Source organism: Cypionkella sp. (assembly GCF_030652235.1).
In the GTDB taxonomy this organism is placed as follows: domain Bacteria; phylum Pseudomonadota; class Alphaproteobacteria; order Rhodobacterales; family Rhodobacteraceae; genus Cypionkella.
The window spans coordinates 1-14,743 of record NZ_JAUSBA010000058.1; the positions used below are offsets into that span (position 1 = coordinate 1).

At 59.5% G+C, this 14,743-nt stretch carries 12 protein-coding genes and 1 tRNA gene; 3 read left to right on the plus strand and 10 right to left on the minus strand.

The features are described from left to right. Positions 1-403: 403 nt before the first annotated feature. The 10 genes from Q7V03_RS19770 to Q7V03_RS19815 all read right to left on the minus strand — a co-directional run bounded on the left by Q7V03_RS19770 (position 404) and on the right by Q7V03_RS19815 (position 11,165). Positions 404-478: transfer RNA gene (locus Q7V03_RS19770), tRNA-Glu, on the minus strand. Positions 479-531: 53 nt separating this feature from the next. Further along, complete coding sequence (recJ, locus tag Q7V03_RS19775; protein ID WP_304927308.1) at positions 532-2,274, minus strand: single-stranded-DNA-specific exonuclease RecJ; 1,743 nt, start codon at positions 2,272-2,274, stop codon at positions 532-534. Positions 2,275-2,364: 90 nt separating this feature from the next. Further along, positions 2,365-3,330 carry a class II fructose-bisphosphatase gene (gene glpX, locus Q7V03_RS19780; RefSeq protein ID WP_304927309.1) on the minus strand — a complete coding sequence of 322 codons (966 nt, stop codon included), beginning with the start codon at positions 3,328-3,330 and terminating at the stop codon, positions 2,365-2,367. Between the two features lie 199 nt (positions 3,331-3,529). After that, the gene (locus Q7V03_RS19785) at positions 3,530-4,819 is read right to left on the minus strand and encodes a homoserine dehydrogenase (protein ID WP_304927310.1); all 1,290 of its coding nucleotides are present in this window, start codon (positions 4,817-4,819) and stop codon (positions 3,530-3,532) included. A 69-nt stretch (positions 4,820-4,888) separates the two neighbouring features. Next, on the minus strand, positions 4,889-5,467 hold the full coding sequence (locus Q7V03_RS19790) for a hypothetical protein (protein WP_304927336.1): 579 nt from the start codon (positions 5,465-5,467) through the stop codon (positions 4,889-4,891). Further along, complete coding sequence (locus Q7V03_RS19795; RefSeq protein ID WP_304927311.1) at positions 5,374-6,285, minus strand: pirin family protein; 912 nt, start codon at positions 6,283-6,285, stop codon at positions 5,374-5,376. The genes Q7V03_RS19790 and Q7V03_RS19795 overlap by 94 nt, the downstream gene beginning before the upstream one ends. Positions 6,286-6,405: 120 nt before the next feature. After that, the gene (locus Q7V03_RS19800; protein ID WP_304927312.1) at positions 6,406-6,972 is read right to left on the minus strand and encodes a TadE/TadG family type IV pilus assembly protein; all 567 of its coding nucleotides are present in this window, start codon (positions 6,970-6,972) and stop codon (positions 6,406-6,408) included. Between the two features lie 10 nt (positions 6,973-6,982). Further along, positions 6,983-7,516 (minus strand): TadE/TadG family type IV pilus assembly protein, encoded by a 534-nt coding sequence (locus Q7V03_RS19805; RefSeq protein ID WP_304927313.1) that lies wholly within the window; start codon positions 7,514-7,516, stop codon positions 6,983-6,985. Next, a complete protein-coding gene (locus tag Q7V03_RS19810; protein WP_304927314.1) occupies positions 7,513-9,189 on the minus strand; it encodes a TadE/TadG family type IV pilus assembly protein in 1,677 nt (558 codons plus the stop codon). Before Q7V03_RS19810 ends, Q7V03_RS19805 begins: the two co-directional genes overlap by 4 nt. A gap of 380 nt (positions 9,190-9,569) precedes the next feature. After that, complete coding sequence (locus Q7V03_RS19815; RefSeq protein ID WP_304927315.1) at positions 9,570-11,165, minus strand: Tad domain-containing protein; 1,596 nt, start codon at positions 11,163-11,165, stop codon at positions 9,570-9,572. Positions 11,166-11,562: 397 nt separating this feature from the next. Here Q7V03_RS19815 and Q7V03_RS19820 point away from each other — a divergent pair, with 397 nt between their 5' ends. From Q7V03_RS19820 to Q7V03_RS19830, 3 genes are all read left to right on the plus strand, one after another. Beyond that, entirely contained in the window at positions 11,563-12,996 is a 1,434-nt protein-coding gene (locus Q7V03_RS19820; RefSeq protein WP_304927316.1) for a Glu/Leu/Phe/Val dehydrogenase, read from the plus strand. A 215-nt stretch (positions 12,997-13,211) separates the two neighbouring features. Next, on the plus strand, positions 13,212-14,462 hold the full coding sequence (locus Q7V03_RS19825) for a sarcosine oxidase subunit beta family protein (RefSeq protein ID WP_304927317.1): 1,251 nt from the start codon (positions 13,212-13,214) through the stop codon (positions 14,460-14,462). A 12-nt stretch (positions 14,463-14,474) separates the two neighbouring features. After that, the gene (locus Q7V03_RS19830) at positions 14,475-14,741 is read left to right on the plus strand and encodes a sarcosine oxidase subunit delta (RefSeq protein WP_304927318.1); all 267 of its coding nucleotides are present in this window, start codon (positions 14,475-14,477) and stop codon (positions 14,739-14,741) included. Positions 14,742-14,743: the final 2 nt, after the last annotated feature.

Sequence of the window (14,743 nt, forward strand, 5' to 3'; positions counted from 1 at the left end):
TTCAAGGCAAGCTCAGCCGCTGCAGCCCAAAAAAAGAAGGAGTGAAACTCGCCCTTGACCCAAGCATGACCCAAAATCCATAATCAAAGGTGGGTCAATTCTCGATGAAAAACCCGGGTCACTTCTCAGTGCAAATCAACATCTTGGTCGATTTTCGTCGTGATTGTCGCAATGTCCATTTTGAAATCTCCTGTGTTTGGAATGAACTACGGTCGCACCATTGCGCCGCACCTGTATTTATGCAGCAGAGTGTAGCGGGCGCAAAGTTGCTTGTTCACGTTTCCGTGATTGGTTCATTAGCTTCGATACGCCAAGACCCGCCTTTGCGAAGCATAGGCAATCCTTAGGCAGAGAAGTAGCCCTAGGGGCAACTACTTGATTTCATTCAAATAAATATGGGAAGTGGCAGCCCGTAGGGGAGTCGAACCCCTCTTACCAGAATGAAAATCTGGTGTCCTAACCGATAGACGAACGGGCCACTGTCGTGCGGCGGTGTTTAAGGGCAGATTTGGCGCTTCGCAAGAGGAAAAATCAGGCTTTTGCCGCATCTTCCAGGCGAAATTGCACCTTTGTGCGACCGCCCCATGTGTTCAACTCTAGCCGCCCTGCCAAGTGAAAGCGTTGGTGGCCGGGGGTTTCCAAGGCGGGGCCAAGATCGGTGTCAAAGGCACCAAACGCGATGCCTTCGAGGCGGGCACCCAAGCTGTCGCCGAAGCTGATTTTCAGGTGTTTTTCGCCGATGCGGCGGGTGGTGACATGGGTGTCGGCGAAGGCAAAGCGCGGGGCGGGGGCGGAGGCGCCGAACGGGCCTGCGGATTCGATTTGCTCGACAAATCCGGGGGTTGCGGCGGTGGGCATCAGCAGGCTGTCGATGCGCAGGTCTTCGCGCCCACCCGCGCCTGCGCCTTGTTTGGCGAGCAGTTCGGAAAGGCGTTCCATCGCGGCTTCGAGTTTATCGCGCGCCACCGTCAGGCCTGCGGCCATCTTGTGACCGCCGCCTTTCAACAGCAGTCCTTCGGTGGTCAGACGGTGGATTGCCGCGCCGAGATCAACACCGGTGACAGAGCGGGCGGAGCCTTTGCCTTCGTTGCCATCGAAGCCGATCACCACGGCGGGGCGGTGGCTGGCTTCTTTCAGCCGGGCCGCGACGATGCCGACAACGCCGGGGTGCCAGCCATCACCCGCAGCCCAGACGAGGGGGCCGTCCATGCCGCGCATCTCGGCTTGCGAGAGGGCTTCTTCGCGCACGCGGGCTTCGATATCGCGGCGCTCGGTGTTCAAGAGGTCAAGTTTCTCGGCCAAGGCCGTTGCCTCGGAAGGGCTATCGGTGGACAGCAGCCGCGCGCCGAGGTCGGCTTGGCCAATGCGGCCGCCCGCGTTGACGCGGGGGCCAAGCAGGAAGCCCAAAGCGTAGGGGGTGGGGGCTTGGTCCATGCGAGCGATATCGGCGAGGGCGCGCAGGCCTGCGCGTTCGCGGCGGGCCATGACCCTGAGGCCTTGGCGCACGAAGGCGCGGTTGACGCCGATCAGGGGTGCCACATCCGCGACCGTGGCGAGGGCGACGAGATCAAGCAGCGCCATCAGATCAGGGCCTTGGCTGCCGTCGGCGCGCAACTGCCGATTGGCCTCGACCAGCATCAAGAACACCACGGAAGCCGCACAAAGATGGCCGAGATCACCGTCTTCGTCTTGGCGGTTGGGGTTCACTACGGCGAAGGCGGCGGGCAGGGTTTCGGCACCCAAGTGGTGATCGAGCACCACGACATCGCATTTTGCGGCGGCGATGGGATCAAAGCTGAGGGTGCCGCAATCGACGCAGAGGATCAGGTCGTGTTTGCTGCCCAGTTCGGCCATGGCGCGCACGTTGGGGCCGTAACCTTCGTCAATACGGTCTGGGATATAGAGCGTGGCCTGGCTGTTCATGGCGCGCAGCCAGATGATCAGCAAGGCGGCAGAGGAGCCGCCATCCACGTCATAATCAGCAAAGATTGCAATGCGTTGGTGGGTTTTTACCGCATGCAGGAAGCGGGCGGCGGCGCGTGCCATGTCGCGCAGTTTCAGCGGATCGGGCAGCAGATCGCGCAGTTGCGGCGCAAGGAAAGCCGGGGCGTCTTGCGGGGTGACGCCGCGCGCAACAAGCGTGGCGCAGAGCGCGAGGGGCAGGCGGGTGATTTGCGCCATCGCCTCGGCCAGACGTTCGGCCTCATCGCCGGGGCCGATCCAGCGGCGCTGGGTGAGCGAGTGTTCGACGGAGAGGAAGGCGCGCGCTGTCATGGGGGTGGGTGTGCCTGACAGCGCGGCCCGGAGCAAGGCGGAATTTGAGAAATTCCGGCACGATTTCCGGATCGGAAATCGGTTGCACCCTTATTTCATTGGGCTTTTATAAAGCATGCGGCGCACTGATCCGGTTTTTGACCGCATCAAGATGGTTTCGGTGGTGACCCATCCGGGTTCGATTTTGATGCCTTGCAGGATCGAACCTTGGGTGACGCCCGTGGCCGCGAAGATCACGTCGGCGGTGACCATCTCATCGCGGGTGTAGATGCGGTTCAGATCGGTGATGCCTGCCTTGTAGGCGCGGGATCTTTCGTCGTCATTGCGGAACAAAAGCTTACCGTAGATCTGCCCGCCCATGCATTTCAAGGCACTGGCCGCGAGCACACCTTCGGGTGCGCCGCCGGAGCCCATATACATATCAATGCCGGTGATTTCGCTTTCGGCGCAGTGGATGACGCCTGCGACATCGCCATCGGTGATCAGGCGGATGGCAGCGCCAGTGGAGCGGACCTCGGCGATCAAAGCCTCGTGCCGGGGGCGCTCTAGGATACAGACGGTGATCTCGTCGGCGGCCACCCCTTTGGCGCGGGCCAAAGCGCGGACGCGTTGGGCTGGGGCCATGTCAAGCGTCACCGTGTCACGGGCGTAGCCGGGGCCGATGGCGAGTTTTTCCATATAGACATCGGGAGCGTGCAGCAGGGTGCCGCGCGGGGCCATGGCGATGACGGTCAGCGCGTTTGGCATGTCTTTGGCGGTCAGCGTGGTGCCTTCCAGCGGATCAAGTGCGATGTCGACGGCGGGGCCATTTCCGGTGCCGACTTCTTCGCCGATGTAGAGCATCGGCGCCTCGTCGCGCTCACCCTCGCCGATCACCACGACGCCCGCAATATCCAGCATATTCAACTGGTCGCGCATGGCGTTGACCGCAGCCTGATCTGCGGCTTTCTCATCGCCGCGCCCGATCAGTTTGGCCGAGGCGAGGGCTGCGGCCTCAGACACGCGGGCGAGGCCAAGCGAAAGCAGGCGGTCTTGGAATTCGGTGACGTCGGCCATGAGATATCCTTGCGGGAAATTGATTTTCCTTCGTCTAGCCGGGGGCGCGCAGGGCGGCAAGGATGGTGGCGCTAACAGTTTGAGGGCGCTGAGGTAATCCGCCGAGTTGCAAGATTTTAGGGCGTATTGCCGCTGTGCTTAGGCTGCGCTGGCGGGCACAGGGCGAGGCTTGTGGTCTTCAAGGCTTTGCGAATCGCGGTTAAACTTCTTCGATCCGCAACGCCACGGGCGCGCCTACCATCACGCCGGTGCCTGCAAAGCGCCCGGTTGCGTGATCAATATCGGCGCGGGTGGCTTTGTGGGTGACGATCAGCACGGTGGCTTTGTCGCCTTCGTGGTCGTACTGCCGCATCTGGTCAATCGAGACGCCAGCCTCGCCCAGACAGGTGGCGATTTTGGCCAGAGCGCCGGGTTTATCCAGCAGGCTCATGCGCAGATAATAGCTGGCGGGGGTCGCGGATTGGGCGGCTTGCGGGGTGGCAAGCGTGTTTGCGGGCTGGCCGAATGTGGGCAGGCGCAGGCCGCGTGCGATGTCGAGCACGTCGGACATCACGGCGCTGGCGGTGGGGCCCGTGCCTGCGCCTGCGCCACGCAGCACGATCTGGCCGACGGAATCGCCTTCCAGCACCACCATGTTGGTGCCGCCTTGCAACTGGCCCAGCGGGCTATCGGCGGGGACAAGGCAGGGGGTCATGCGTTGCTCTAGCCCGCGCCCTGTCATTTGGGCCACGCCCAGCAGTTTGATACGATAGCCCATGTCGGCGGCAAGTTTGATGTCGTCGATGGAAATCGCACCGATGCCTTCAAGTTCCACTGCGTCAAAGCTGACTTGGGTGCCAAAGGCGATGGCGGCGAGCAGGGCAAGTTTATGGCCCGCGTCGATGCCGCCGACGTCGAGGTTCGGGTCGGCCTCTAGGTAGCCGAGTTGTTGGGCGGCGTCGAACACTTCGGCATAAGACAGGCCTTCGTTCTGCATCCGGGTCAGGATGTAGTTGCATGAGCCATTCATCACGCCCATCACGCGTTTGATTTGGTTGGCGGCCAACCCTTCGGTCAGCGCTTTGATCACCGGGATGCCACCTGCGACGGCGGCTTCAAAGCGGATGACGCGGCCTGCGGCTTCTGCGGCGAGGGCAAGCGCTTGACCGTGATGGGCGAGCAGGGCTTTGTTGGCGGTGACCACATCTTTGCCAGCGGCGATAGCGGCTTCGGTGGCCAGTTTGGCGGGGCCTTCGTGGCCGCCCATCACCTCGACAAACACATCGACATCATCGCGTTGAGCAAGAGCGACTGGATCGGTTTCCCAAGCGTAGGCGGACAGATCAGCGTCGCGGTTCTTGGTTTTATCGCGGGCGGAGACGGCTGTGATCTGTATGGCGCGTCCGGTGCGTTTGGCGATCAGATCGGCATGCGCTTGCACGATCTTCACCACCCCGATGCCCACAGTGCCAAGACCAGCGAGACCAATGCGCAGGGGTTTGGCAGACATGAGGGAACTCCGTTTCAGATTGCTTGCGCCGGGTGTTAGCTGATGGCGGGCCGGGGTGCAACGCGGGCGTTACGGGCTGGAGCTTTCAACGCGCAAAGCCGCGGCGCGGGCGTTCAGGGTGGCAACCGGGCCTGCCAGCGGATCAGCGGGCGTGGTCTGATTGACGCCAGAGATCAGTTGATCCGTGGGCAACAAGTTGGGGGTGGGCAGATTGGTGCGCGCGCCTGCATCCACTTCGGGGAATTGGGCACAGGCGGAAAGGCTGAGCAACAGGAGAAGGGCGCGCATCATGCTGCAGAGCATACCGCGCGCGGGGGGCAGGTTCAATGCGCGGGTTTCGGCGCGATGAGGGGGCGATCCAAAGCCAAGTTTCTGACCGTAGAAAGTATTCCCAGCTGGGAGCAACTTGTGGTGTGTGTCTATTTTTGAGAGAACAACCACAATATGTTGTGGTTGTTTGGTTTTTTGTTGCGATTGGGCGCAGGTTTCAGATGCAGTGCGTTTGATCTGGCGCAGCTTTTTAGGGCTTTGCACCAGATCAAAAACAAATGGTTTTAATGTGCGGGTTTGATAAAAGTGCCGTTGCGCAATTCGGCCATGGCTTGTTGCAGCTCGGCTTGGGTGTTCATCACGATGGGGCCGTGCCATGCGACGGGTTCCTGGATCGGGGCACCTGAGACCAGCAGAAAGCGGATGCCGTTGGGGCCGGCTTGCACGGTGATTTCATCGCCGCGGCCAAATTCAATCAGGGTGCGGTTGCCCGAGAGATCGCGGATGTTCAGCTCCTCGCCCTTGTATTCCTTTTCCAGCAGCACCCCGCGTGGGCGGGAGCTGTCGGCGAATTTGCCAGCGCCTTCAAAGATATAAGCGAAGGCATGGCGGCGGGTGTCAATTTTGAAAGTCTTTTTCTTTTCTGGTGGCACAAAGACGTCAAGGTATTGCGGATCAGCGGCGATGCCGTCCACCGGCCCGGTTTTGCCCCAGAACGACCCCACGATCACCTTCACGATGCTGCCATCGTCATCCATGATTTCCGGAATGTCGTTGGATTTGACGTCTTGGTAGCGCGGCGGGGTCATCTTGAGAGCTTTGGGCAGGTTGGCCCAAAGCTGGAAGCCATGCATCTGGCCCTTGGCGTTGCCCTTCGGCATTTCCTGATGCAGGATGCCCGACCCTGCGGTCATCCATTGCACATCGCCGCCTTTCAGCGTGCCGCGATTGCCAAGACTGTCGCCGTGATCAACCGCGCCCGCGAGGACATAGGTGATCGTTTCAATGCCGCGATGCGGATGCCACGGAAAACCCGCCATGTAATCACGCGGGGTCTCCCCGCGGAAATCGTCGAACAGCAGGAAGGGGTCGAACTGGGTTGGATCGCCAAAGCCGAAGGCGCGGTGCAGGTGCACGCCTGCGCCTTCGATATGCGGCTGGGCGGTGGATTGGCTGAGGACGGGGCGGAGAGACATGGCAAGCTCCTTTAATTGCGTTGTCTCCAAGGTAGGTCTGGTGCGTATTTGCAGCAAGGCGCGAATGTGTAGGTCTTATGTGCGGATTTGCGCGAATGGATGTTGTGGGCGCGCCACGGCTTAGGAGATCGGGCAGGGCGTCGCGCTGACGCTTATGCAGGTGAAGAAGCGGGGGCGGGTGACCACGAACTGCTTGATCTCTTCATCATCCATGCCGACGTCGAAAGCCGGATGATAGCTGACCCATGTTTCGACGATGGTCACGAAATCACCCCCGGCCATCTTGGGGATGCGTGAGGCGTAAGTCTGTAGCGTGGTCGTGGTCAGTAGCGGCACTGCATTGTCCGGCGAGCGCGACCAGTGAACTTCGAAGCGGGCGTTGGCGTCAGACCAAGTGACGGAAGTGACGCGGATTCTGACGGTCTGATCGTTGTCAATCAGGTAGCGCATCAGATCGCGCATCCCGGTGATGTAGTTGGCGGGCAGGGTAATCATCTCACGAGAGATCATGTCCGAGATGGTATAGGCGGCCTTCTGCGAGGTGTTGACCGAGCGGAAGGCGTCCCAATAAACGAACAGCGCGAGGTAGGACCAGAGCATGAAAGGCAGCACGATGATAGCCTCGGCCATCAGCACGCCGCTTTCGTCGCGGCCAAAACGGCGGAACATGTTACGAAGCGATTTCATAGAGTTACCCTCAACTTGGTTCTACCGCAAAGGCCGAAGTCGAAATCACGCCATAGCCGCCGTGACCGTCTTTCGGCAGGCCAAGGCCGATACCTGTGGTGGGAAACAGCGCGTCTTGCACAACGCAGACCCGTATCAACATGAGGTCATTCTGCTGGCCGATTACAAACGAGGTGACCGGCACAATGTCTTCTGAGCGGTCAATACAGGCGACGCCGGTGGTGGGCAGCGCCCAACCGGTGGTGGTGATCCGGGTCATCTCGATGGTGATGTTGGCCTGACAATCTTTGAAGATCACGGTGCGTTTGCAAATCTCGGTCTTCAGCAAGGCGGTGTCGGGCAGCGTGTAATGTCCCAAGCGCAACTCGCGCATCGTCATATCGACGGATTGTTCCAGCATGATCGAGCGGATCATCAGCAGACCAGCTTCAAACGAGGCCATGAAGATGGTGATCAAGAGCGGTACCGCAAGGACAAACTCCATCGCGGCGGTGCCGTCTTCGCGCCGAAACGCAGGACGGAGGCGTCTGAACCAGCGGATCATTGCGTCAACCTCAACTGGCTGATGTTGCTGGCAATAGCGCGGAACGCAGTGCGGATTTGCAGGCCCGAGGCGTTGAAATAATGCGCAGCCGAGGTCGAGCAGTTGCGAATCTGGGTCTGGCCGTTGGTCGGGGCTTCAAACGCGATGCCATAGACGATCACGCCCTGACCTTTGGCCAACCCACAGATTTGTTGCAACTGGCTGTCCATCGTGGTGGTTGGGGTCTGGGTGCGCATTGCGGCCATCCGGTTGGCATATTCGATGTTGCGCGCCGAGCTGGTGCTGCCCAAGGCACGGGCGTAGAATTGCCATGCGACATAGCTGAGGCGCATCGAACTCCAGACCTGTTGCCATGATTGCTGTGTGGCCGTCAGCGTGTTGCTTGAGTTGGTCCATTTCACGGCTTGGAACCGGCTGAGATGGGGAACCCACCATTGGTTGCCGGAAACGCCGGTATGTTGAATCGAATAGTTGCCATCGACATTGCTCTTCCAAATCGGAGACAACGTGGCGCCTTTATAGGCCGCGTTGACCCGTTCTTCGGCAAAATGCTCGCCATCGGTCATCAACACGATTACCTTCATCGCCTCGGGATCGGTGAAGCTGTAGGGGCGCCCGCTGAGAGTGACGGCCATTTTGCCCGCGCCAATCAACTGGGTGTACATGGGGGCTGCCGAAGGGTCCATCAGCGCCAAACCCCATTTCAACCCGGCATTGATCGAGGTGGCCCCAATCGCGGAAAGCCCGTTGATCTGGGTTTGCAGGGTTGAAATTGTCTCGGCGGGCAGGCGGATGATGTTGCCGGCAATCGGCGGGCACCAGACGTTCCCCGCGTTATTGGTGACATGGTAGCCGATGGCATAGTTGGTGTCGGTATAAGCCACCCATGCGTTGGTCTGGTTGGTGCCGGAATAGGTGTCGGCGTGCGCGGTCATCGACATTGCGGTGTTGGTCGGCAGTGCCGTGGCATTGTAGACGGTGCTGGGCATATCCACGCATTGCACATTGGTCACGCCGGGATCATCGGTGAGGCCTGTGTATTTGGCGCGCAGGTCGGGGCCGATATTGACCTGACCGTTGAACGGCACCAGGCCGATCGAAATTTTGTGCTCGGCATCGCTGGACAGCACGGTGTCGACGAATTCATTGGCGGCGGTTTTCAGGTTGACCAGCTTGCTGTTGGACGCCATCGAGCCCGACACATCGAGCACCAGCATGATCTCGACGTTGGTGACGCGCTGTTCGGCCATCGAATGGCCCAGTGCATCCAACTTGTCCTGACCAATCAGATGCAGAAAATACGGATCAGTGGCGGCAGCGGCATCGGCGGTGACGTTGCGGAAGTTCATGCCCTCGGACACGATGACCCTTTTCAGGTATTTGTCCATCCCGGCCTTGGTGAAGTAATCTGCCACCACGGTCTTTGGGTCCAGTGTTTGGGTCAGCGCGGCCGATGCCAGCGTGGCGCGGTCAAGGGTGTTTTGCAGCGTGGTGCGGGTTTGTTCGTAGCGCATCAGATCAACCGCGAGGCCGCCCATCATCACCATCAGCAGGAACAGGGTGAGCGCCAGAATGGTCAGCGAACCGTCTTGCGCCGCCCAAAAGCGTTTCAACACCGCAACGCGCGGTTTGGTTTGGCCGCAATCCTGATTTCCAACGTTCGCCATGAACATGGACACACCCCAACTTCAGCTCGTGGCTTGCGGTGCGGGGCACCGGGCGACGCAGCATAGAAACACACCTTGAAGCGGCATAAAGCGCGTGGGCTTGGGCAAAACTATGGCTTTGGTGTTTCAGATTGTGGGCGGCTTGTCGCAAAAGCCATAATTTTGGCGGAAAACTGCGCCGATGGGCGGCATTGTTGCGTGGTTTGGCACAATCACAGGAAGATTGAACGCAATCTTGGATAGAATGACCCAAATTGGCTTTCCCGCTGTGCGCCCGGGCATCGTAAAGCGGCGGGCGGTGCGAATCAGACGTCATGTGAGGTTGAGGCATTGATTTGACCGATGCAGGAAATGCGCCCCCCGATGCCGGGATCGGGGGGCTTGGGTTATTGCGTCAGTTTCAACTGGGTCAGGTTCGAGGCGATGGTCCGAAACGCCGCCTGAATCTCGGCCCCGTTCTGCGCGTCGAAGTAATGTGCAGCCGAGGTGGCGCATTGCATGATCTGCGTTTTGCCATTGCTGGGGGCTTCAAACGCGATGCCATAGACCAGCATGTTGTTCTGCTTGGCCTGCCCGCAGCTTTGTTGCAGCGAGGCATTCATGCCGCTGACCGAGTCATAGGTCTGTACCATGTCGTTCATCTGGTTGGTGTAGATCGTGCTGCGCGCGGTGCTGCTGCTGCCCAAGGCGCGGGCGTAGAATTGCCAAGCGACATAGCTGACCTTCAAATTGGTCCAGACGGTTTCCCAGTTTTGCTGCGCACCGCCATTATAGGGGGTGGCCGACCATGTGCCCAAATGCGGCACCCAGTATTTGTTACCAGCATGTGCGGCCTGATACACCGAATAGTCCCCACCGCTGCTTTTGTAGATCGGCGACGGGCCAGTCTTATAGGTATTAGTGACGCGGTTGTGGGCAACATGCTCGCCATCGGTCATCAGCACGATGACTTTCATCGACTCGGGGTCGGTGTAATTGAACGGGCGGCCGGACAGGTTCGCGCCCATCTGGCCCGCGCCGATCAACTCAGTATACATGCCGCGCGCCGCAGGGTCGAGCAGCGATACGCCCCATTTCATCCCCAAAGTGATCGAGGTGTTGCCGCCTGCGACAAGGCCATTGATCTGGGATTTCAGGGTGGTGGCGTTCTGGCTGGGCAGGCGCACGATATTGGCAGGCTGCTTGGTGCAAAAGGCGGCAGCATAGTTCGGCAGCGCCGCGCTGGAGGTTGGCGAGACAGCGGCATTGGTCTGGCTGGTGTTATAGTTATGGTCGGCATAGGCCATCATCGGCAAATCGACATTGCGCGGGATGCCGGGGGCGCTGAACACCGACGTTGGCAGCTCTAGGCAGTTCACGTCGGCCACGCCATGCAGATTGACCGCCTGATACTTCGCCCGCAGCACCGAGCCGAGGTTAACCTGCGCATTGTAGGGCACGATCGTGATCGAAATGCGGTGATTGGGATCGTTGGCCAGCATGTTATCGACAAACTCGGCAGCGGCAATCTTGAGGTTGGCGATCTTGGCCCCAGTCATCGAGCCGGACACATCCAGCACCAGCGCGATTTCGACATTGGTGATGGCTTGTTCGGCCCCAGAGGTGCCAAGGGCGTCAAATTTGTTGATGCCGATCAGGTGCATGAAGAACGGCTTGGTATCGACGCGGCCCTTCGAGACGACGCTGCGCGAATTCAGCGCTTGCGTCACCAGCACGCTTTGAAGATCGGTGCCAAACCCGGCCTTGTCGACGCAATCCTTGACCACGGATTCAGGATCGAGTCTCTGGTCAAGACTGGCTGCCATCAGGGTGCAGCGATCCAGCGTGTTTTGCAGGGCGGTGCGGGTCTGCTCATAGCGCATCATGTCGACGGCAAAGCCGCCCATCATCGCCATCAGCAAGAATAGCACCAGCGCGAAAATGATCAGCGAGCCGTCTTCCTCGCGCTGAAAGCGCTGGCTGTGATTAATCAGATTGCGCATCAGAGCGCGGGGGGAGGGGGCAAAAACCACGGTCTATTTTCCTTTACAAGCCACATCGGATGCTGCCCCCGCAAACACACCGTTTCGCCTTTTTGCTGCCCAGAAGTTATGGCAAAATTGTGGCAACATGGGCAGGCAGGGGGCATTGTGGGGGGGCTGGAAACACTGGTAATGCAGATATTTTACTGTGGCGAAACCGACGACAGTATACTTTCGTATAGGTTGTACGGGCAGCCACACTATCGCCCAAATTGTACAATTTCGAATCACTTTTGGTCAAAAGCGGCTCAAATCTGCCTACATTGTTTGCTGGTTTATTAAGCAAACGGCAGTAGGTGTTGAGGGAGCGTAAAACGCGCTCTGCCGGGTGAGAGACGGCATTTTGGGAGGAATGAGCATGAGCGTTGCAGGCGAGCCGAGTTTTCGCGAATCCGTAGATATGATGTTTCGGCGGGCAACCGCGCTGATGGACCTTGGCCCCGGGCTTCAGGAAAAAATCCGGGTGTGTAACTCGACCTATACGGTGCGGTTTGGCGTGCGGTTGCGCGGCAAGATGGAGACCTTCGTGGGGTATCGCTCGGTGCATTCCGAACATATGGAACCGGTGAAGGGCGGCATCCGCTATTCATTGGGGGTCAATCAGGACGAGGTTGAGGCTTTGGCCGCGCTGATGACCTATAAATGTGCGTTGGTCGAGACACCGTTTGGCGGATCAAAGGGCGGTTTGTGCATTGATCCGCGGGCTTGGGATGAGCATGAGCTGGAGCAGATCACCCGGCGCTTTGCCTACGAGCTGATCAAGCGCGACCTGATCAACCCGGCGCAGAACGTCCCCGCCCCGGATATGGGCACGGGCGAGCGCGAAATGGCGTGGATTGCCGACCAATATGCCCGGATGAACACCACCGATATCAACGCCAAGGCCTGCGTCACCGGCAAGCCACCGCATGCGGGCGGCATACAGGGCCGGGTCGAGGCCACCGGGCGCGGCGTACAGTATGCGCTGCGTGAGTTTTTCCGTAACCCGGAAGATGCGGCGATGGCGGGTCTGTCGGGCGATTTGGACGGCAAGCGGGTGATTGTGCAGGGCCTCGGCAACGTCGGCTATCACGCGGCGAAATTTCTGTCGGAAGAAGACGGTGCCAAGGTGATCGCGATCATCGAGCGCGACGGCGCTTTGGTGAACGAAGGCGGTATCGACGTGGAAGATGTGCGGCAATGGATGAACCGCAACGATGGCTTGCTCGCGGCCTATCCCAAGGCCAAGCATGTCGTTGATGGGGCCAAGGTGCTTGAAATCGCCTGCGATATCCTGATCCCGGCAGCACTTGAAGGCGTGATCAATCTTTCCAACGCGGCGCGGATTCAAGCGCCGTTGATCGTCGAGGCTGCCAATGGCCCGATCACTTATGGCGCGGATGAGGTTTTGCGCGCCAAGGGCTGCGTGATCATTCCCGATATGTATGCCAATGCGGGCGGCGTCACCGTGTCTTACTTTGAATGGGTGAAGAACCTGTCCCACATCCGCTTTGGCCGGATGCAGCGACGGGCCGAGGAAAGCCGTTCGCGGATTTTGGTCGAAGAATTGGAGCGGTTGTCGAACGACCAGCACCTCGGCTGGCAGTTGACGCCGGATTTCAAGAAGAAATTTCTGCAAGGCTCGGACGAGTTGGCACTGGTGCGATCCGGCCTGGATGACACCATGCGCACCGCGTATCAGGCAATGCGTGAGGTTTGGCATGGCCGGCCCGAAGTGGGCGATCTGCGGGTGGCGGCGTATATCGTGTCAATCGGGCGGATTGCGGCGACCTATAAGTCAAAGGGGCTGTAAGGGCTTTCAGGCTGGCTCAAATATCCCCGCCGGAGGCATCCGACATCTGCCGTAGGAGCCTCTGGCGGGGATATTTGAGAACAGATGAAACGCTGGCAGCTTGACAGGCCTGCGACATGATTTGTCGCGGATGGCACAGTTATTCGGGTTTGACTGTTGAATAACCCATGCAAAGCGGGTTCACTTGCCCGCAAGGCCAAGCAAGGAGCCACCCCATGCGTTATTCCGGGTTGAAGGTGATCACCGAAGGGTTGTTCGGCAACAAGGGCTGGGGGCCTGCGTGGCGCAATCCAGCGCCGAAGGCCGAGTATGACGCGATCATCATTGGCGGTGGTGGGCATGGGCTGGCGACGGCGTATTATCTGGCGAAGAACCATGGGCTGACCAATATTGCGGTGCTGGAGAAGGGCTATCTTGGCGGTGGCAATATCGGGCGCAATACGACGATTGTGCGGGCGAATTACTACATGCCGGGGAATTCCGAGTTCTATTCGCATTCCTTGAAGCTGTGGGAAGGGCTTGAGGCCGAGTTGAACTATAACGTCATGCACAGCCAGCGCGGCCAGTTGATCTTGGCGCATTCGGATGGCCAGCGCGACACGCTGGCGCGGCGCGGCAATGCGATGATCAATCAGGGCGACGATGCCGAGTTGTGGAACTTGGATCAGGTCAAGGACTTCGCGCCTTACTTGGATTTCGCGCAGACGCGGTTCCCGATTTATGGCGGTTTGATGCACAAGCGCGGTGGCACAGCGCGGCATGACGCGGTGGCTTGGGGCTATGCGCGCGGCGCGGATCGGCGCGGGGTTGATTTGATCCAGAACTGCGAAGTCACTGGTATTGATATTGTGAACGGCGTTGTGCAGGGCGTGCAGACCACGCGCGGGGCGATCCGGGCGAAGAAGGTAGGCATGGTGGTGGCGGGGCGTTCCAGTCAGGTCGCGGCGATGGCGGGGATGCGGTTGCCGATTGAAAGCCATGTGTTGCAGGCATTTGTCACCGAGGGGCTGAAGCCAATCATTGATTCTGTGATCTCGTTCGGGATGGGACACTTTTATATCAGCCAGTCCGACAAGGGTGGTTTGGTGTTCGGCGGTGATCTGGATTTCTATGCGTCTTATGCAGCGAGGGGCAATCTGCCGATGGTCGAGCATGTGATGGAGGCCGCGATGACGCTGATGCCGATGATCGGGCGTGCGAAGGTGCTGCGGTCTTGGGGCGGGATTATGGATATGACGCCGGATGGCAGCCCAATCATCGACAAGACCCCTGTCGATGGGCTGTTTGTCGATGCGGGTTGGAACTATGGCGGCTTCAAAGCGGCTCCGGCGAGTGGTTGGTGTATGGCGCATCTGATGGCGACCGGGGACAGCCACGAGGTGGCGCGGCGGTTCCGTCTGGACCGCTTCCGAACCGGCCATGTGATGGACGAAGAAGCCACCGGCAGCCAACATAACCTGCATTAAGGGAGTAGAGAGATGCGTATACCTTGCCCCCTTTGTGGCACGCGGGATCGGCGCGAGTTTTATTACTACGGATCCGAGGATTATCTGAAGCGGCCCACCGATCAGGGGACGGTTGAGGACTTGGACAACCATTTGTTCCTGCGCGACAATCCGGCGGGGGTGACGCGGGATGTCTGGTATCATGAGACGGGTTGTGGGGCTTGGATGGTGGTGACGCGCAATACGATCACGCATGAGGTTCTGGGATCGGAACTGGTTGCCAAGAAGAAGGAGGCCTGAGC

Coding starts and splice junctions, on each gene's coding strand:
- Q7V03_RS19810 (WP_304927314.1), bottom strand. CDS start 9,189: ATGTTCATGGCGAACGTTGGAAATCAGGATTGCGGCCAAACCAAACCG.
- Q7V03_RS19820 (WP_304927316.1), top strand. CDS start 11,563: ATGAGCGTTGCAGGCGAGCCGAGTTTTCGCGAATCCGTAGATATGATG.
- Q7V03_RS19790 (WP_304927336.1), bottom strand. CDS start 5,467: ATGGCACGGCCCCATCGTGATGAACACCCAAGCCGAGCTGCAACAAGC.
- Q7V03_RS19815 (WP_304927315.1), bottom strand. CDS start 11,165: ATGCGCAATCTGATTAATCACAGCCAGCGCTTTCAGCGCGAGGAAGAC.
- Q7V03_RS19800 (WP_304927312.1), bottom strand. CDS start 6,972: ATGAAATCGCTTCGTAACATGTTCCGCCGTTTTGGCCGCGACGAAAGC.
- recJ (WP_304927308.1), bottom strand. CDS start 2,274: ATGACAGCGCGCGCCTTCCTCTCCGTCGAACACTCGCTCACCCAGCGC.
- glpX (WP_304927309.1), bottom strand. CDS start 3,330: ATGGCCGACGTCACCGAATTCCAAGACCGCCTGCTTTCGCTTGGCCTC.
- Q7V03_RS19825 (WP_304927317.1), top strand. CDS start 13,212: ATGCGTTATTCCGGGTTGAAGGTGATCACCGAAGGGTTGTTCGGCAAC.
- Q7V03_RS19830 (WP_304927318.1), top strand. CDS start 14,475: ATGCGTATACCTTGCCCCCTTTGTGGCACGCGGGATCGGCGCGAGTTT.
- Q7V03_RS19805 (WP_304927313.1), bottom strand. CDS start 7,516: ATGATCCGCTGGTTCAGACGCCTCCGTCCTGCGTTTCGGCGCGAAGAC.
- Q7V03_RS19795 (WP_304927311.1), bottom strand. CDS start 6,285: ATGTCTCTCCGCCCCGTCCTCAGCCAATCCACCGCCCAGCCGCATATC.
- Q7V03_RS19785 (WP_304927310.1), bottom strand. CDS start 4,819: ATGTCTGCCAAACCCCTGCGCATTGGTCTCGCTGGTCTTGGCACTGTG.